Genomic DNA, 16,598 nt, shown 5'->3' on the forward strand with positions numbered 1-16,598 from the left:
CTGCGGCATCCTTCGAGACGCCCGCCTTTGGCGGGCTCCTCAGGATGAGGCCTGAGGGAATCTGAGATCTCAGGCTGTAGCCCGGATGAGCGCAGCTATATCCGGGAATGGCCGCGAGACCGGCCCCGGATGTCGCTACGCTCATCCGGGCTACTGCAGCAAAATTCTAAACGACCTTATCCGAAATCACCTGCCGAACCGGCACGGTGTTGGCAAAAGACGGGCGCGCCTCGATGCGCGCGCTGAAGGCGGCCAGGTCAGGGTACAGGCTTCGCCAGTCGAATTCAGAAAACCGCACCAGCAGGTAACCGAGCGCGGTTCCCACCGCGATATCGCCGAGGCCGAACGCGTCGCCGACTGCAAAGGCGCGGTCGCCGACCAGGCGCGCCATTTCGCGCACACCGCCTTCGATCTTTCGGCGCTGGCGGTCCATCCAATGCTGGCTTCTGCCTTCTGCAGAGCGCATCTGTTCGAAGAACGACAGCACCACCGCGTCGCAGATCCCGTCGCACAAAACCTCAAGCCGCCGCGCCGCGATCGTACCGTCGATATCTCCAGGCAATAGCGGCGGATGCGGATATTTCAGTTCGAGGTATTGCAGGATGAAACTGGATTCGTAGACGCTGGAGCCGTCTTCGAGGATCAGGACCGGAAGCTTTTCCAGCGGATTATATTTCGGAGTCGAGGTAGTGCGGTCCCAAGGTACTTCCGTCATCAGTTCGAACGGCAGGCCCTTTTCGGCCAGGGCGATCCGCACCTTCCGCGCATAGGGACTGGGCGTCGCGCTGATCAGCTTGAGCATGATGGACTAAAGCGTCTCCTGCTTGTGTCCGCATTGCTTGCAGGCGAATTTCACCCGCGTTGCGCCTTTTTCGGCCGAAACCCGGTTCGGCGCGCCGCATTTGCCGCATACCGCCTCGATGCGGGTATTGCCCTGCTTCACGACAAGGTTTTTGCGTTCCATGGTTTCGCGGATCAACCGCTCGGCCTCTTCCCGCATTTCCTGCTTCGACATCCGCTCAACCCTGCCCTCAAACACGTCAATGAGGCGGCCTTATACCATGGCATCGCGCCTTGCGAACAAGGCCGATGTCAATTTTTGTGAGCCTGATCGGTTCTGATTGCACCGGAACCGCGGCTCTCACCTCATTTTGACGCGTTTTCTTTACGCGAACCGGCATCCACTTCGCTCGAAAACGCTTTGCCTTGAATGGATTTGGGTTCGGTCAGCCAACGGTATAATTACGTCTCGATAATGACGTAGCTGTCCTCGACATGCACCGGAAAGGTCTCGGCCACATAGGGGCCCTTGGCCAGTGTCTCGCCATCTTCAATGACAACAGGATAAGTCCGCACCTTGACGCGTTTGGGGTCGAACCAGGATTGCCCGTTGCGCATGTCGAACTCCCAGCCGTGCCAGGCGCACCGGAGCAGTTCGCCGACCCGCGAGCGCTGATAGACGCCGGGCTCGGGCGACGTCAGCCGCGCGACACAGGCCGCCTTGTCGAGCGGCGCGCCGGCATGCGGGCAGCGATTGAGCAGCGCAAAGAACTCGCCATTGGCGTGGAACACGACGATATCTCGGCCTTCCACGCTGACCACCTTGTTGCCGCCGGGCGGAATGTCTGAGGTACGGGCGACAATATGCCGGGTCATGACGTCAAAACTTGTACACGGCGCGGGCGTTGGCGTTGAAGATCTTCGCCCGCTCAGTCTCGGTCAGCGGCGTCTTGAAGGCAAAGCGCGGATCGTCGAAATCCCAATGCGGATAATCCGACGAGAACAGCAGGCGATCGAGGCCAACCCATTCGATCAGGGATCGCAGATGCCGGGCCTCGTCGGGCTCGTCGATCGGCTGCGTGGTGAACCAGAAATGCTCCCGCACATATTCGGACGGACGCCGCTTGAGATGCGGAACCTCGGAGCGAAACCGCTCGAAATGCTGATCCATTCGCCACATCGTGGGGGCGATCCAGCCGAAGCCGCCTTCGATGAACACGATCTTGAGGCGCGGGAAACGCTCGCATACGCCTTCGATCACCAGGCTTGTCAGCGTCGCCGCCATCGAATGCGCGTTCGACTGATGCTCCTCGGCATAATAAGACGGCCAGCCGCCACCGGCCGGCGCGTGGCCACCATAGCCGCCGACATGAATGCCGAGCGGCAGGTCCAGTTCCTCGGCCAGCGCATAAATCGGCCAGTAGCGGCGGCGGCCAAGCGGCTCATTGGCGCGCGGCGACACGTTGATCTGAATATATCGGCCCAGCTTGGCGCAGCGATTGATCTCGGTGAGCGCGGCCTGGGTGTCGTCCTGTCCGACCAGAATCGAAGCCTTCAGCCGCGGATCACGATCGCTCCACTGCGCCAACTGCCACTCGTTGATAGCGCGCTGGATCGCGGCGCCGAATTCGAGGTTTTGCTGCGAGAAGATGAACATATCCAGCACCTGCAGGATGCCGAACTCGACATCGAAGGGATCGAGGTGCTGCTGGCGCATGAAGGCGAGGTCGGATCCGGGCGGGCCACCGGTCGGCGGCCACGCATCGCGGCGCGCGATCAGCGGCGAAGATCGCGGATAGGGCGTGGTGCCGATATAGGGCGTCCTCAGATGATCGCCGTAGGTCGCAAGATGTTCCTGCCAGCGTTTGCTGAGAAACGGATTGAGATCGGAGCGCGCATGCAGGCTCGGATGGATATCGCAATCGATGATCCGCAGCCGGCTCTTGGCGGGCGCTTCCTGTTCGGACAGAGGGCGGTCGATGACATCGCTCATGCGATCCTCCGGAATTTAAGCGGCGAGATTCAGCCGCGGGAAAGTCTCAAGCGGATTGTCGGCACACATTCGCGAGACAAGACTCGCGGGCAGATGCGGCGGTATCGCGTCGTCGCCGTCGAATTGCCAATGCGGATAGTCTGACGAGAACAGGAACATCCTGTCCGAGCCGATCATGTCGACGATATCGGCGACGCCGGCGGCATCGGGCGGACTGTCGAAGGGTTGCGTGGTGAAACGGATGTGGTCGCGCATGATCGCGGCCGGTTCGCGCTCGACCCAGGGCACCTCGACGCGCACGCCGCGCCAGGTCTTGTTGGCGCGCCACATGAACGCCGGAAGCCAGCTCACACCGGATTCCATCAGCACCACCTTGAGGCCGGGGAACTTGCCGAAAACGCCTTCGTAGATCAGGCTGAGCACCTGGGCCTGAAACGCCTGCGCCTCGGCGAGATAATATTCGTAGCGATAGGACGGCCAGCCGACCGAACTTGGCGCCTGGCGATATTGGCTGCCGGCATGGATTGCGATCGGCAGTTTGTGACGCTCGGCGGCCTGATAGACCGGCCAGAAATGCCGCCGCCCCAACAAAGTCTCGCCCTGCGCCAGCACCAATACCGAGACGAACCTGTTATCGCCGGCGCGGCGTTCGATCTCTTCGATGGCGAGATCTGGCGCCTGCATCGGCACCATGATCGAGGCGCGCAACCGCTTGTCGTTCGCCAGCCACTCGGCCGCGATCCAGTCGTTGATCGCCTTGCAGAACGCGGCGGCCATATAGGGATCGTACACCGCCTGTGCGCCATAGAGCACATTGCAGATCGCGTGGCTGGCGCCTAGCTCGTCGAACGCGCCGCGCTGAAGCATCGCCAGATCGCTGCCGGGCTTGCCTTTATTGGGCCGCCAGTCGGCACGGCCGGACAGCGGCATGTTGGGCGGATAGCTTGTGAGATCGAGACCGTCGATCGCACGGCTTACGACCTGCTCTTTCCAGTGATCGTCGAGATAGGGCAACAGCGTAGTGCGCGTTCCCCCCACGGCGGGATGGATATCGCAATCAATCCGCGTGGCGGCCATTAAGCGTTTCCCCGGAGCGTTCCCTGCACATCTTTTTGGCGGCTTGTGTTCGCCGCCCGTCAAATGTGCCGCCGACCGGTCGCGAGCGCAAGGGCAAGCTTGGGGACAGATCCTGCAGAATCGACTGGCAGAAGGTGGGTAAATGGCAGTCCGGAAGGGCCTGAAGCAAGCCGGCGCGGAAGCGCTATTTCTGTTTTCGGTACGCGTGCACCGCCCGCGCTTAACCGAAATTCTGCAGGCTTGGGAACGTTTCCAGCAGCCAGATGCTGACAGCGGAGACGCTGCCGGTGAGAAAAGCGATGCCGGTGAGCACCATGAACACACCCATCGCCCGCTCAACGGTGGCGAGGTGGCGCTTCATCCGGGCAAACAACGAAGAGAATTGTTCGACCATCAAGGCCGCGATCAGGAAGGGAATCCCGAGCCCGGCCGAATAGACCGCAAGCAGGCCGGCGCCCTTGGCCACGGTCGCCTCGGCCGCCGCCACCGACAGGATCGCAGCGAGAATCGGCCCGATGCAGGGTGTCCAGCCGAATGCAAAGGCGAGACCCATGACGTAAGCGCCCCACAGCCCGACCGGCTTCGGCGCCGTCAGCCGGCCCTCGCGCATCAACAAGCCGATGCGGGTCAGCCCGAGGAAATGCAGACCCATGATGATGATGACGATGCCTGCGACGATCGACAGTTCGGCCGACCAGGCGCGGATCAGGCTTCCGACAAAGGACGCGCTGGCGCCGAGTGCCACGAACACGGTGGAAAAGCCGAGCACGAACATCACGGCCGAAATCATCACCGCACGCTGCGAGGACGATACCGTCTCGTCATTGTTAACGTGATCGATGGTCGCGCCGGTTAGGTAGATCAGATAGGGCGGCACCAGAGGCAGCACGCAGGGCGACAGAAAACTGACGATGCCGGCGATCAGCGCCGCGGGAATCGAAACATCATGCATAGGAAGAAGCCATCCGGGGCGTCGAAGTCAGGCATAGCCATTAGCCTTCCTTGTCGGGCGAGTATACGCCAAAATGAGCCGATTAGTTTCAGATCACGCTACCTTCACGAAAAGTTCGACGGCCGGCATTTAAAGATTGCCTCCAATTCGGCCATGGATTGCGGATTTTTTCCGCTGCGGCCGCGGGAATTGCAAGCTAGGCTGTCTCGCAAAAGCTTGCGGCGCAGACCTGCTACGTTTTGAAAATTACCAGTTCGGAGATGTCATGACCCTTGTCGTTCGCGGTGGAACCGTCGTCAATCACGATCATGCGCGGCGCGCCGATGTCCTGATCGATGGCGATACGATTGTGGCAGTCGGCTCCTCCCTCGAGGTTCCCATCGGCGCTGACATCGTCGATGCCGGCGGCTGCTATGTGATGCCGGGCGGCATCGATCCGCATACCCATCTCGAATTCAGCTTCATGGGCAGCGTATCCGCCGATGATTTCGAATGGGGCACCAAGGCGGCGCTGACCGGCGGCACCACGATGGTGGTCGATTTCTGCGTTCCCGACCCCGGGCAATCGATGCTCGCGGCGTATCAGGACTGGCGGCGCAAATCCGAGAAGGCCGCCAGCGACTACGGCTTCCACATGGCCGTGACGTCCTGGTCGAAGCAGGTGTTCGACGAAATGGAGATCGTCGTCAAAACCTACGGGATCAACACTTTCAAGCATTTCATGGCCTACAAAGGCGCGTTGATGGTGAATGACGACGAGCTCTACAACTCGTTCGCGCGTTGTGCCCATCTCGGCGCGATGCCGCTGGTGCACGCCGAAAATGGCGACGTCGTCGCCCTGATGCAGGAAGCGTTGCTGGCGCGCGGCGTCACCGGCCCTGAGGGCCACGCTTATTCTCGTCCGCCCGAAGTCGAGGGCGAGGCGACCAACCGCGCCATCATGATCGCCGACATGACCGGCGTTCCGATCTATATTGTGCACACCAGTTGCCGCGAGGCCCACGAGGCGATCGCCCGCGCCCGCGCCAGCGGCAAGCGCGTCTATGGCGAGCCGCTGATCCAGCATCTGCTGCTCGACGAGGGCGAATATGCCAACAAGAGCTGGAACCATTCCGCCCAGCGCGTGATGTCGCCGCCATTCCGCGACAAGGCGCATCAGGCCAGCCTGTGGGCCGGGCTTCAATCCGGTTCGCTACAGGTGGTCGCGACCGACCACTGCGCGTTCACGACCGAACAAAAGCGTCTTGGTTTTGAGGATTTCCGCAAAATTCCCAATGGCACCGGCGGTCTCGAAGACCGCCTGCCGGTGCTGTGGACCGCGGGCGTCAACACCGGCCGCCTGACCAAGGAGGAATTCGTCGCGGTGACCTCGGCCAATATCGCCCGCATCCTCAATATCTATCCGAAAAAAGGACGGATCGCCGCCGGCTCGGACGCCGATATCGTGGTGTGGGATCCCGCAGCCGCCAAAACCATCTCGATGAAGAAGCAATTGAGCCGGATCGACTACAATGTGTTCGAAGGTTTTGCCTGCACCGGCGCGCCCGCGGTCACACTGTCGCGCGGCAGGATCGCCTACGCCAAGGGCGACCTGCGCGCCGAAAAAGGCGACGGCCAGTATGTCGAGCGGCCGGCTTTCTCGCCGGTCCATGTCGCCAATTCCACCTGGAAGCAGGCCACCGCACCACAAGCGGTGCGGCGCGCGGATGTGACGCCGTGAGCTAAATCGCCCCGGCCTTGCCGCTCGCCTTGTCGGTGAGCGCGACCGTCTCAAAATACTGAATGCGGGGATCGTTGCCGTAGCGGGCGCGGATGCCGTCGCGCCAGGGACCGGTATAAAACGCCTCGGCTGCGGCCTGACTTTCCCACATGTAGACGCCGCCGGCGATGTCGCCTTCCTTGCGGCAGATGAACTGCTTGCGGACGAAGCCTGGCGCTTTCAGGAAATCGGGCGCGATCTTGGTGAAGTGCTCGCGGCACTCCTCGAGGCCGATCGATTTCGGCAGGTCGTAGAGAACAATGGCTGTTATCATGGGCGTTTTCCCTTTTTTCTCTGGTTGAAATCAAGCGGCAGTCATGCCGAGATAGGCTTCGCGCACACTCGGGTTGGCGACGAGTTCATTGGACGGTCCCGACAGGACGATGCGGCCGGTATCGAGCACGAAGCCGGTGCTGGCAAGCCGCAGCGCGGTCGCGACATCCTGCTCGACCAGAAGGATGGACTGGCCGGCACGGTTGATCTCAGTCAACGCCTTGCTCAACTCCCCGACCAGCTTCGGCGACAGTCCGAGCGACAATTCGTCAATCATCAACAGGGTCGGATTGGCCATCAGGCCGCGACCGATCGCGCACATCTGCTGCTCGCCTCCCGACAGGGTTGAAGCGTCCTGATGCAACCTCTCGGCCAGTTTTGGGAAGGTCGCCAGCACGAAATCAAGATCCTTGTTGATCACGGCGCGTCCGTCACCGCGCAAATAGCTTCCCATCAGCAGATTTTCACGCACCGTCATGCCGGCAAACAGCCGCCTGCCCTCCGGCACATGCGCGATACCGCGGCGCACGATCTCCTGCGCCGGCAGACCCCGCAGATCCTGGTCCGCGAACAGAATGCTTCCCGCCGTCGACTTGGCCATGCCCGATAAAACACGAAGCAGCGTGGTCTTGCCGGCGCCGTTTGATCCGATCAGGCAGACGATCTCGCCGGCTTTTACGGTCAGCGCAACATCGTGCAAGACTTGGACGTCGCCATAACCGCCGCAGAGCCCGGACGCTTTCAGCAAATCGACCATCAGCCGGTTGCCTCCGCATGACGATAGTCGGCGCCCAGATAGGCCTCGACCACCTGGGGGTCACGAATGACATTGGCCGGCTGCCCGTCCGCAATCAAAACCCCCTGATGCAGCACGACGATGCGCGAGGACGCCCGCATTACCACCTTCATCAAATGCTCGATCAGGACAATGGTGATGCCCCGCGCGGCAATCGCCTTGATCAGGTCGAGCGCGCCCTCGATCTCGGTCGCGTTCAGCCCGGCATTGACTTCATCGAGCAATAACAGCCGCGGATTGGTCGCGAGGCCCTTGGCCAGTTCGAGCCGCTTGCGTCCCGGCAGCGTAAGCTGCGACGCCGGCATCGAGGTCATGGCCGTTAGGCCGACGAAAGCAAGACACGCCGAGGCACGGTCCATCGCCTCGGCGACGCTGTGTGCCTTGCCGGCAAACATCGCCCCCGCGGCGACATTTTCGAGCACGGTCATGCGCGGAAACGGCTGCACGATCTGGAACGTGCGTCCGATGCCACGCCGCGCGATCTGATAGGCGGGCGCGCGATCGATGCGCTTGCCCTCGAACAGGATTTCACCCTCGTCCGGTTGCTGCACGCCGGTGATGACATTGACCAGCGTCGTCTTGCCGGCGCCGTTGGGACCGATCAGCCCGATGATCTCGCCTTGGGTCAGTTCAAGCGAAACGTTGTTGAGCGCGACGAGGCCGCCGTAGCGTTTGGTCACACCGGCGATCTGCATCAGTGGCGTTGGTGCGGTTGCTTGCTGCGCCAACGAGTTCATGACGGCACCACCGGCGGCGCCGCGCCGCTGATATCGGAGGTTCGCCCGGCGCGCCCATACGCGCGCAGCTTCTCGATCCCGCGCCCGATGCTGCCGATGCCTCCCGGCATGAATACCAGCAACGCCACGATGATGATGCCGAGAATGCCGGCATGGAAATTCAGCACGTTGCGCCACACGAATTCTTCCAGCACGAGGAAGATGATTGCGCCGGCAACCGGTCCGAAGATGGTGCCGACGCCACCGATAAAGGCCATGATGATCGGCTTGACCGACAGGAGATCGTCGAACGCGTCGGTGGGATCGATGTATCCGATCCAGGTGGCGTAGATCGCGCCGACCAGACCGGCTGTGGCGGCGGAGGCTGCAAAGCCGAGGATCTTGGTCGCGAGCGTGTTGACGCCAAGCACGATGGCGGCATCCTCGTTCTGCTCGATGCAGCGCATTGCCCAACCGAGACGGCTGCGCCAGATCAGCGTTGCAAGGCCGATCGTCAGCGCCGCCGCGACCAGCATGCTGACGTAATAGAGGCGGGTCTGGACGTCGACATTGATGGCGCCAACCGCCGGCAAATTGAGTCCCATGCCGCCTCCGGTCAGTGTCGTGGCCGCATTGGTGATCTCACGCAGCACCGCCGCCAGCACCAGACTTGCGACCGCGAAATAATGGCCGCGTAGCCGCAGGATCGCCGGACCGACGAGCAGCGAGAACAACGTTGCGGCCGCCGCGCCGAACAGCCAGGTGGCCGGCAACGGCAGCGAACTCGCGCCGCGCAGGATGCCGGACGCGTAGGCGCCTATTCCGAAGAAGGCCGCGGTGGCAAAGGACGGATAGCCGATGAAGCCGCCGACGATGTTCCAGGACGATGCCAACGCGATGTACATGAAAGCAATCGTCGTCAGGCGCAGCAGATAGTTGGTCGCGGTGAACGGCAGGATAATCACGACAAGCACGAGCACGCCGAGGCCGACGATCGCGATGGGAGATCGTTTCATACGAACCCCCGCTTGCCCATGATGCCGTTGGGCCGAAAGATCAGCAGCAGGATCAATACCGTGAACGAGAGCGTGAGCGAATGTTCAGGGCCGAAGAACAGCGCCCCGAAACTTTCCAGCACCCCGAGCACGAGGCCTCCGACCAGGGCGCCGGACACGCTGCCGAGACCGCCGAGAACGCAGATCACAAAGGCCTTGCCGAGATAGGTGGTGCCGGCCAGCGGCGAAATCGGAAAGATCGGACTGAGCAGCGCACCAGCGGCGCCCGCGAGCGCCGCACCCAGCGCGAATGTCACCGCGAACACTTTTGTGGTGTCCACGCCCATCAAGGTCGCGGCGTATCGGTCCATCCTGACGGCGACAATGGCACGGCCCACCACCGTGTGCCGCAGCAGCCAATAAAGCAGCGCAACGAACACCAACGCGAACAGCATGCTGGCCAGGCGATCGACCGGCACGATCAGGTCGATCGATGGAAATGTATCCGATAGATCGATCACGCCGAGCGGCGGCTTCAGGCTGACCTTGCGGAAATTCGCGGCAAACACCACCAGCATCAGATTATCGAGCAACAGCGCCAGACCGAACGTGGTGGTCAGTGTAACCAGCACCGGCGCTTCGATCACGCGGTTGATCACCGTCAGTTGCACCGCATAGCCCAGCATAAACAGAACAAGGGCTGCGAAAGGCGCGAACAGATAGGGATGGATGCCAAGCCCAGTGTATGCAAAGAAGGCGAGATAGGCGCCGAGCACGATAAAAGATCCGTGCAGGATATTGATGACGTTGAGCACGCCCCACACCAGCGAAAATCCGACAGCGATGCAGGCGTAAAGCCCGCCGAGCAGGATGCCGTTGATGAGGATCTGGACGTACAGCACCTGGCCGTTTCCGCTCCCGTCTTCAGCGAACGCCGAGTTGCAGATCGCCGCCCTTGATGACTTCAGGATATATCACGACTGTTTTGCCGCCCTGGATCTGGATCACCGGCGGTACGTAGGAAATCGCCTGCCCCACCCCATTGAACGTCAGCGGCCCGAAGAAGGTGTCGAAACCACCCTTGACCAGCGTTTCGCGAACCTTGTCGCGGTCCACGGAACCGGCGCGTTCGATCGCCATTTGCAGCACCACGCCGACCGAGCTTCCGGTCGCATTGGTAAAATCCGGTAGCGCGTTGAACTTCTTCTGGAACATCTCGCTGTATTTCACCGAACTGCCGAACACGTCCTTGCTCTCATAGCGGACGGCCGGATGCCACCACGTTGCCGTGGTGACGTTTTCCGCAAGCGTGCCGGTGGCATCGATGAATTCCTGATAGGCCGGCGCATTGATCATGGTCACGGCCTGCGCCTTGATACCGAGATCGGCCATCTGCTTGCGGATCAGGATCAGGTCGTTGATATAGCCGGTCGCGATGATCCAGTCCGGTTTCGCGGCCTTGATCTCCGTCAGGGCTGACGCATGGTCCAGCGTGTTGATGGCGTATTTTTCAAAATACACCACTTCAAGGCCGCGCTTCTTCGACGACTTTTCAAACTCCTGCCCCAGCGCCAGCGGATAAAGATCGTTGCGCGCCAGGATCGCGACCCGCTTCACGTTGGGCGCTTTCGCCTTGATGATATCCGCCATCGGCTCGCTCAGCGTATCGTTAGCGGTGAAGGTGCCGAACAGGTTCTTGTAACCCTGATCGTAGACTTCGACCGATGACGCGGTCGGCGCCAGCATGGGGATTGCGTAGCGCTCGGCCACCGTGCTGGCGGCCTTGGAGGCGCCCGAACCGAACGGCCCGAACATGAAGTCGACCTTGTCGTCGGTCGCGAGCTTCTCGGCGAGTTGTACCGCCTTCGGCGTCATCGACTGATAGTCGTAATAGACGATTTCAACCAGGCGCTTGACCGAGCCGACCGCGATGCCGCCGGCGGCGTTGACAGTGTCCTTCCACAATTCATAACCCTGCTGCAACTTCACGCCTTCCGGCGACAGCGCGCCGGTCAACGGCAACGGCGCCCCGATCCGGATCGGAAGCTCGGCGGCGGATGCGCCGGCGACGACCGCAGATGCCATCAACGCAGCCAAAACACCGCGACGCACATTACCAAGATTCATGACGCGCTCCTGTTCGATTTGACCGGTTGCCGTCTCTGAAAGGCAAGCGCTGTGCCAAATCATATATGATGTGTATTCCGTGCGAACGTCCGTCCATTCTGCGATTCTCGCTGCAGGATTGGTCCGGCGACGCAAAAACATTAGGCAAACAGGGCATAATCGCCAAGAGAAGGTCTTGATTGAAATTACGAGCCGATTTGGAAGACTATGCTAGACCAACAGAACCTGCGACATTTCGGCCGATATCATATATGATCGTAGGATGAGCCTTGCTGCTATTGCCAGCGCACTGCGCGGCACCCGAGCCTCGACACCGGAGGTGATCGCCGACGTGATCCGAACGCTGATCCTGCGCGGACATATCGATGACGGTGAACCGTTGCGGCAGGACACCATCGCCAAATGGTTCGGCGTCAGCCACATCCCGGTCCGGGAATCGCTGCGGCAGTTGACCGCCGAAGGCCTCGTTCAATTGCACAGCAAGCGCGGTGCCACCGTCGCGCCGTTGCGGCCGGACGAGGCGGAAGAGATTTTGGAAATTCGTCTCACACTGGAAATCAAGGCGGTCTCGCTGGCGATGCCGCACTGGACCGACGCGATGCTCGACGAACTCGAAACGCTGCTCTCTGAAGCCGAAGCCTGCCAATCGATCGACCGCTGGAGCGACATCAATCGCCATTTCCACGAAAGGCTGTACCAGGCCTGTGCGCGACCGCGGCTCCTCAATCTGATCGCGAGCCTGAACGCCAACGTCGAACGCTATATCCGCCTGTTGGTCAGCCAGTCGGATTATCGGCTGCAAGCGCAACGCGAGCATCGCGCCATCCTGGCCAGCGCGCGGGTTCGAAACGCCGCGTCGCTTGCGGCGCTGGTCGAGCATCACGCGCTCGAGACCGCGGTGCAGTTACGGCAATTCCTGCTGCGGCATCAGGAAAACAAATTGCGGGCCGAGAAGAAGAGGCCACTGCGCAGATCGGCCTGACAGATAGCGGCGCTATCCCTGTGGCTCTGCCTATTATGACTGGGAAACCGGATGGTGGGCGCGACAGGGATCGAACCTGTGACCCCCTCGATGTCAACGAGGTGCTCTCCCGCTGAGCTACGCGCCCTGAAACCTGAACTTACGGGTGGGGTCCCTATATCGGCTCCCCAGCGGACAGGCAAGGATGCCGAACGGCGTTTTCAGGCAAAACAGACCGGGATTTGGGGCCAGAAAACGTATCAAAACGGCGAGTAACGGCCCAGCCGGCTTGAGCCGGCCGGAAAGACGGTCAGGCCGCCAGCATCTTGTTCACTTCGGTCACCAATTCGCGAAGATGAACCGGCTTGGACAGCACCTTGGCGTTCTTCGGCGCCTCGGAATCGGAATTGAGGGCGACCGCGGCAAAGCCGGTGATGAACATGATCTTGATGTCGGGATCGAGCTCCGAGGCGCGACGCGCGAGCTCGATACCGTCCATCTCGGGCATCACGATATCGGTGAGCAGCATCTCAAACGGCTCCTCACGCAGCCTTTGATAGGCCGACATGCCGTTATCATGGGGGGAAACCTGAAAACCGGCGTTTTCCAGCGCCTTGACCAGGAAGCGGCGCATGTCGTTGTCGTCTTCGGCGAGGAGGATTTTATGCATGGCGGTTGGTCGTCGAATCCTGATTGGAGGATCAATCTGCTCACTAAGCCCGACAGAGGGTAAATTTCGGGTGAAAGCGTCGCAGCGCAGCCGGCATTTCGCGGGGCTATTTGTGGACCGGAACGCACTCCGAATCAATGAAGGCAGGCTTTTTTCGCCCGCAAGAGACGTTCCAGACTAATTGCTGTTTTTTTCGCTTGGCAGGAGGGTTGCGATTACCGACAATGCCCGGGCATAAAAATTCCGCTTTTCTGGCAGGGATGACGTGTTCAGGATGGCGGATTCCAGGGACGGCGCCCGACGATGACCCAGTTTGATGGCGAACTGTCGCCCCCGTTCGAGATCGTAGAGCCGGCCGCGTGGCGGGCACCGATCATCTTCAACTCACCGCATTCCGGCTCGATCTATCCGGACGAATTCCTCGACGCCTCGCGGATCGATCTCGGCGCGCTGCGCCGCTCCGAGGATTCGTTCATGGACGAATTGATCGCGGGCCTCAGCGAGCGCGGTTTTCCGGTGGTCCGGGTCAATTTCCCGCGCTCCTATGTCGATGTGAACCGCGAGCCCTACGAACTCGACCCGCGGATGTTCTCAGGGCGATTGCCGAGCTTTGCCAATACGCGCTCGATGCGAGTGGCTGGCGGCCTCGGCACCATCCCGCGCGTGGTCGGCGACGGCCAGGAGATCTACCGCGAGCGGCTTTCGGTCGATGACGCGCTGGCGCGGATCGAGGCGCTGTACAAGCCCTATCACCGCGCGCTGCGGCGGCTGATCAACAAGGCGCATCAGGCGTTTGGCACGGTGGTGCTGGTGGATTGCCACTCGATGCCCTCGATCGGGGTGTCGCGGGACGAGCCGCGGCGGCCGGACGTGGTGATCGGCGACCGCTATGGCACCAGTTGCGCAGCTTTGCTGCCCGACATGGTCGAGGAGACCATGAGCCGGCTCGGCTACTCGGTCGGACGCAACAAGCCCTATGCCGGCGGTTTCATCACCGAGCATTACGGCAACCCGGCCTCTGGGCTGCATACGATCCAGCTCGAACTCAACCGGGCGATCTACATGGACGAGCGGCGGCGCGAACGTAGCGCGCGTTTTGCGCAGGTCGCGACCGATTTTGCGGTGCTGGCCGAAGCCTTGGCCGCCGTCCCGCTCGACGATCTCGGACCGTTTCAGGCGGCGGCAGAGTAGTCAGCCATCTCAAATGCGCAGAACTGCGCAAAACGCGGCATGACATTTCCAAGAAAATGCACGCGCCAATAACAGCGCCAGCAGACCCACCAAGAAAAAAGGGCCGCTTGCGTTGGCAAGCGGCCCAAGTCTAGGGAGGAAACGCCCAAGGAGGGCAGCGATAGCGCAGAGCGCTACCGCACCGCAACAATATGCGACCGCGCTGCACAAAGTGCAAGGGTTTTTGACTCTTTCCGCTGCATAATTCACAGGCTCCGGTCGTCGGTCCGAAAAATGACTTATTAAAATTTATCTTATGATTTCAGACGGTTAAACATACAGTTTTGCTGCATACACCTTCACGTCAGAGCCATTAACAGTATACTCTCGAATTCGTGATCGACGGTTTCATCGGAAAATTCATCCCTGCGCGAGGGATTCGAAAGTCGAATAAAGATGGGTAACGCCACGCGTTGACGTGCGCAGTTAACGGGATTGCGCTACGCAGGAGCCACATCATTCGCCATTCTCCGCCTCGCTCCACTGCAAGGAATCGCCGTGACGGTCATTGATTTTACAGCCTTCATCGGCCGCCTCGCGACCTCGTCGGGGGAAACCATCCTGCCATTCTTCCGAACGTCGCTGAGCATCGACAACAAGAGCACGGCCCATGATTTCGATCCGGTGACGGAAGCCGACCGTGCCGCGGAAGCGGTGATGCGGCGGCTGATCAAGGCCAATTTCCCCCAGCACGGCATCGTCGGCGAAGAATTCGGCAGCGAGCGCGAAGACGCCGAATATGTCTGGGTGCTGGACCCGATCGACGGAACCAAATCCTTTATCTCGGGCTTTCCGATCTGGGGCACGCTGATCGCGTTGCTGCACAAGGGCACGCCGGTGTTCGGCATGATGCACCAGCCCTTTATCGGCGAACGCTTTTCCGGCGACAACGGCTCGGCGCATTATTCGGGATCGACCGGGGAACGAAAACTGGCGGTACGGCGCTGCGCCTCGCTGCAGGATGCGACGATGTTCACGACCAGCCCGCTGCTGATGAACAATGACGACCGCGCTGCCTTCGGCCGGGTCGAGCAGGCGGTGCGGCTGACGCGCTACGGCGGCGATTGCTACTCTTACTGCATGCTCGCAGCCGGCCATCTCGATCTGGTCATCGAGACCGAACTGAAACCCTACGACATCGCGGCGCTGATTCCGATCATCACCGGCGCCGGCGGCGTCGTCAGCACCTGGGACGGCAAGCCCGCCCAAAGCGGCGGCCGCATCGTTGCGGCGGGCGATCCGCGGGTACACGAAGCAGCGATCAAGCTGCTCAACAGCTAGAGGCAAGCCTCGCATGAGAATTCTGAGCGCACTGGCAACGGGATTATCGCTGCTGCTGTTGCCGGCGGCGGCCGTCGCCCAGAATTTTCCCGACCACCCGATCCGGTTGATCGTGCCGTTTCCGGCCGGCGGCCCCAGCGACATTATCTCGCGCGTGGTCGCCCAGCGCATGGCGGAACTGCTCAAGCAGCCCATCACCATCGACAATCGCGGTGGACAGGGCGGCGTGCTCGGGACCGATGTTTTGGCAAAGTCCAAACCTGACGGCTACAGCATCGCGCTTTCCAGCGCGGGCGCGCTCGCGATCAGCCCGAGCATGGAAAAAGTCGCCTACGATTCGATGAAGGATTTGCAGGCCATTACGCTGGTCGCAACGGTTCCGGAAATGCTTGTTGTCGCCGAGAATGTTCCGGCCAAAAATATGAGCGAGCTGGTCGCGCTGGCCAAGGCGCAGCCCGGGAAACTCAATTTTGCCTCCTCCGGCCCTGGCAGCCTGCCGCATCTGGCCGGCGAATTGCTGAAGCTGACCGCCAAGATCGACATCGTGCATGTGCCCTATCGAGGGGCCGCGCCAGCCGTGAATGATATGTTGGGCGGTCAGGTGCAGATGGTGTTTCTCGACCTGCCGATCATCCTGCCGCAGGTCGAATCCGGCAAGCTGAAGCCGATCGCAATCGGCTCGCCGGAGCGCTCGCCAACCGCCAAGGACGTGCCGACCACCGCCGAAGCCGGCATGCCCGATCTCAAGATCGAGAACTGGTACGGCTTGGTGGCGCCCGCGGGCACGCCTGCGGCCATCGTCGCCATCCTGAACAAGGCCGCGACCGAGGCGATGCGCGATCCCCAGGTGAAGGAAAAACTCGCCAGCCAGGGCGCCACGCTGATCGGCGACAGCCCTGAGCATTTTCACGATTTCATCGGCACCGAAACCGCAAAATGGGCAAAGGTGATCAAGGACGCCGGGCTCGCGACGGAGAAGTGAGAGCCG

At 61.3% G+C, this 16,598-nt stretch carries 18 protein-coding genes and 1 tRNA gene; 5 read left to right on the forward strand and 14 right to left on the reverse strand.

Annotation, left to right across the window (positions count from 1 at the left end):
• Window positions 1-166: 166 nt before the first annotated feature.
• From HB676_RS23140 to HB676_RS23165, 6 genes are all read right to left on the reverse strand, one after another.
• A complete protein-coding gene (locus HB676_RS23140) occupies window positions 167-802 on the reverse strand; it encodes a glutathione S-transferase N-terminal domain-containing protein (protein ID WP_213740682.1) in 636 nt (211 codons plus the stop codon).
• 6 nt (window positions 803-808) lie between these two features.
• A complete protein-coding gene (locus tag HB676_RS23145; protein ID WP_213740683.1) occupies window positions 809-1,015 on the reverse strand; it encodes a hypothetical protein in 207 nt (68 codons plus the stop codon).
• A gap of 227 nt (window positions 1,016-1,242) precedes the next feature.
• Window positions 1,243-1,656 carry a Rieske (2Fe-2S) protein gene (locus HB676_RS23150; RefSeq protein ID WP_213740684.1) on the reverse strand — a complete coding sequence of 138 codons (414 nt, stop codon included), beginning with the start codon at window positions 1,654-1,656 and terminating at the stop codon, window positions 1,243-1,245.
• Between the two features lie 4 nt (window positions 1,657-1,660).
• Complete coding sequence (locus HB676_RS23155; RefSeq protein WP_213740685.1) at window positions 1,661-2,773, reverse strand: amidohydrolase family protein; 1,113 nt, start codon at window positions 2,771-2,773, stop codon at window positions 1,661-1,663.
• A gap of 15 nt (window positions 2,774-2,788) precedes the next feature.
• Window positions 2,789-3,850: an amidohydrolase family protein gene (locus tag HB676_RS23160; protein WP_213740686.1), complete on the reverse strand. Its 1,062-nt coding sequence runs from the start codon at window positions 3,848-3,850 to the stop codon at window positions 2,789-2,791.
• Between the two features lie 220 nt (window positions 3,851-4,070).
• Complete coding sequence (locus HB676_RS23165; protein WP_213740687.1) at window positions 4,071-4,802, reverse strand: cytochrome c biogenesis protein CcdA; 732 nt, start codon at window positions 4,800-4,802, stop codon at window positions 4,071-4,073.
• A 265-nt stretch (window positions 4,803-5,067) separates the two neighbouring features.
• Between HB676_RS23165 and hydA the strand changes: the two genes are divergently transcribed.
• The gene (gene hydA / locus HB676_RS23170) at window positions 5,068-6,522 is read left to right on the forward strand and encodes a dihydropyrimidinase (protein ID WP_213740688.1); all 1,455 of its coding nucleotides are present in this window, start codon (window positions 5,068-5,070) and stop codon (window positions 6,520-6,522) included.
• Between the two features lies 1 nt (window position 6,523).
• On the opposite strand, the gene HB676_RS23175 is transcribed toward hydA, so the two are convergent.
• The 6 genes from HB676_RS23175 to HB676_RS23200 are packed head-to-tail and all read right to left on the reverse strand — an operon-like array spanning window position 6,524 to window position 11,468.
• Window positions 6,524-6,835: a YdhR family protein gene (locus HB676_RS23175; RefSeq protein ID WP_213740689.1), complete on the reverse strand. Its 312-nt coding sequence runs from the start codon at window positions 6,833-6,835 to the stop codon at window positions 6,524-6,526.
• A 30-nt stretch (window positions 6,836-6,865) separates the two neighbouring features.
• Window positions 6,866-7,591 (reverse strand): ABC transporter ATP-binding protein, encoded by a 726-nt coding sequence (locus HB676_RS23180; protein WP_213740694.1) that lies wholly within the window; start codon window positions 7,589-7,591, stop codon window positions 6,866-6,868.
• Window positions 7,591-8,367, reverse strand: a complete 777-nt coding sequence (locus HB676_RS23185) for an ABC transporter ATP-binding protein (RefSeq protein ID WP_213740696.1) — start codon at window positions 8,365-8,367, stop codon at window positions 7,591-7,593. Before HB676_RS23185 ends, HB676_RS23180 begins: the two co-directional genes overlap by 1 nt.
• Window positions 8,364-9,362: a branched-chain amino acid ABC transporter permease gene (locus HB676_RS23190; RefSeq protein ID WP_213740697.1), complete on the reverse strand. Its 999-nt coding sequence runs from the start codon at window positions 9,360-9,362 to the stop codon at window positions 8,364-8,366. The genes HB676_RS23185 and HB676_RS23190 overlap by 4 nt, the downstream gene beginning before the upstream one ends.
• A complete protein-coding gene (locus HB676_RS23195) occupies window positions 9,359-10,243 on the reverse strand; it encodes a branched-chain amino acid ABC transporter permease (protein ID WP_213740698.1) in 885 nt (294 codons plus the stop codon). The genes HB676_RS23190 and HB676_RS23195 overlap by 4 nt, the downstream gene beginning before the upstream one ends.
• Before the next feature lie 22 nt (window positions 10,244-10,265).
• Entirely contained in the window at window positions 10,266-11,468 is a 1,203-nt protein-coding gene (locus HB676_RS23200) for an amino acid ABC transporter substrate-binding protein (protein WP_213740699.1), read from the reverse strand.
• 262 nt (window positions 11,469-11,730) lie between these two features.
• Here HB676_RS23200 and HB676_RS23205 point away from each other — a divergent pair, with 262 nt between their 5' ends.
• Complete coding sequence (locus HB676_RS23205; protein ID WP_213740700.1) at window positions 11,731-12,450, forward strand: GntR family transcriptional regulator; 720 nt, start codon at window positions 11,731-11,733, stop codon at window positions 12,448-12,450.
• A 52-nt stretch (window positions 12,451-12,502) separates the two neighbouring features.
• Here the strand turns inward: HB676_RS23205 and HB676_RS23210 are convergent.
• Window positions 12,503-12,577, reverse strand: a tRNA-Val gene (locus HB676_RS23210).
• 162 nt (window positions 12,578-12,739) lie between these two features.
• Window positions 12,740-13,099: a response regulator gene (locus HB676_RS23215; RefSeq protein WP_213740701.1), complete on the reverse strand. Its 360-nt coding sequence runs from the start codon at window positions 13,097-13,099 to the stop codon at window positions 12,740-12,742.
• Between the two features lie 303 nt (window positions 13,100-13,402).
• On the opposite strand from HB676_RS23215, the gene HB676_RS23220 reads away from it, so the two are divergent.
• The 3 genes from HB676_RS23220 (at window position 13,403) to HB676_RS23230 (ending at window position 16,592) form a co-directional block, all read left to right on the forward strand.
• Window positions 13,403-14,290: an N-formylglutamate amidohydrolase gene (locus HB676_RS23220; protein ID WP_213740702.1), complete on the forward strand. Its 888-nt coding sequence runs from the start codon at window positions 13,403-13,405 to the stop codon at window positions 14,288-14,290.
• A gap of 537 nt (window positions 14,291-14,827) precedes the next feature.
• Window positions 14,828-15,610: a histidinol-phosphatase gene (gene hisN, locus HB676_RS23225; RefSeq protein WP_213740705.1), complete on the forward strand. Its 783-nt coding sequence runs from the start codon at window positions 14,828-14,830 to the stop codon at window positions 15,608-15,610.
• A 13-nt stretch (window positions 15,611-15,623) separates the two neighbouring features.
• Window positions 15,624-16,592 (forward strand): tripartite tricarboxylate transporter substrate binding protein, encoded by a 969-nt coding sequence (locus HB676_RS23230; RefSeq protein ID WP_213740707.1) that lies wholly within the window; start codon window positions 15,624-15,626, stop codon window positions 16,590-16,592.
• Window positions 16,593-16,598: the final 6 nt, after the last annotated feature.

Origin of the sequence: Bradyrhizobium sp. dw_411 (assembly GCF_018449695.1) — a bacterium.
In the GTDB taxonomy this organism is placed as follows: Bacteria; Pseudomonadota; Alphaproteobacteria; order Rhizobiales; family Xanthobacteraceae; genus Bradyrhizobium.

Excerpts from the sequence above, each read along its gene's own strand:
- HB676_RS23140 (WP_213740682.1), bottom strand. The coding sequence starts at position 802 with ATGCTCAAGCTGATCAGCGCGACGCCCAGTCCCTATGCGCGGAAGGTG.
- HB676_RS23145 (WP_213740683.1), bottom strand. The coding sequence starts at position 1,015 with ATGTCGAAGCAGGAAATGCGGGAAGAGGCCGAGCGGTTGATCCGCGAA.
- HB676_RS23150 (WP_213740684.1), bottom strand. The coding sequence starts at position 1,656 with ATGACCCGGCATATTGTCGCCCGTACCTCAGACATTCCGCCCGGCGGC.
- HB676_RS23155 (WP_213740685.1), bottom strand. The coding sequence starts at position 2,773 with ATGAGCGATGTCATCGACCGCCCTCTGTCCGAACAGGAAGCGCCCGCC.
- HB676_RS23160 (WP_213740686.1), bottom strand. The coding sequence starts at position 3,850 with ATGGCCGCCACGCGGATTGATTGCGATATCCATCCCGCCGTGGGGGGA.
- HB676_RS23165 (WP_213740687.1), bottom strand. The coding sequence starts at position 4,802 with ATGCATGATGTTTCGATTCCCGCGGCGCTGATCGCCGGCATCGTCAGT.
- hydA (WP_213740688.1), top strand. The coding sequence starts at position 5,068 with ATGACCCTTGTCGTTCGCGGTGGAACCGTCGTCAATCACGATCATGCG.
- HB676_RS23175 (WP_213740689.1), bottom strand. The coding sequence starts at position 6,835 with ATGATAACAGCCATTGTTCTCTACGACCTGCCGAAATCGATCGGCCTC.
- HB676_RS23180 (WP_213740694.1), bottom strand. The coding sequence starts at position 7,591 with ATGGTCGATTTGCTGAAAGCGTCCGGGCTCTGCGGCGGTTATGGCGAC.
- HB676_RS23185 (WP_213740696.1), bottom strand. The coding sequence starts at position 8,367 with ATGAACTCGTTGGCGCAGCAAGCAACCGCACCAACGCCACTGATGCAG.
- HB676_RS23190 (WP_213740697.1), bottom strand. The coding sequence starts at position 9,362 with ATGAAACGATCTCCCATCGCGATCGTCGGCCTCGGCGTGCTCGTGCTT.
- HB676_RS23200 (WP_213740699.1), bottom strand. The coding sequence starts at position 11,468 with ATGAATCTTGGTAATGTGCGTCGCGGTGTTTTGGCTGCGTTGATGGCA.
- HB676_RS23205 (WP_213740700.1), top strand. The coding sequence starts at position 11,731 with ATGAGCCTTGCTGCTATTGCCAGCGCACTGCGCGGCACCCGAGCCTCG.
- HB676_RS23215 (WP_213740701.1), bottom strand. The coding sequence starts at position 13,099 with ATGCATAAAATCCTCCTCGCCGAAGACGACAACGACATGCGCCGCTTC.
- HB676_RS23220 (WP_213740702.1), top strand. The coding sequence starts at position 13,403 with ATGACCCAGTTTGATGGCGAACTGTCGCCCCCGTTCGAGATCGTAGAG.
- HB676_RS23230 (WP_213740707.1), top strand. The coding sequence starts at position 15,624 with ATGAGAATTCTGAGCGCACTGGCAACGGGATTATCGCTGCTGCTGTTG.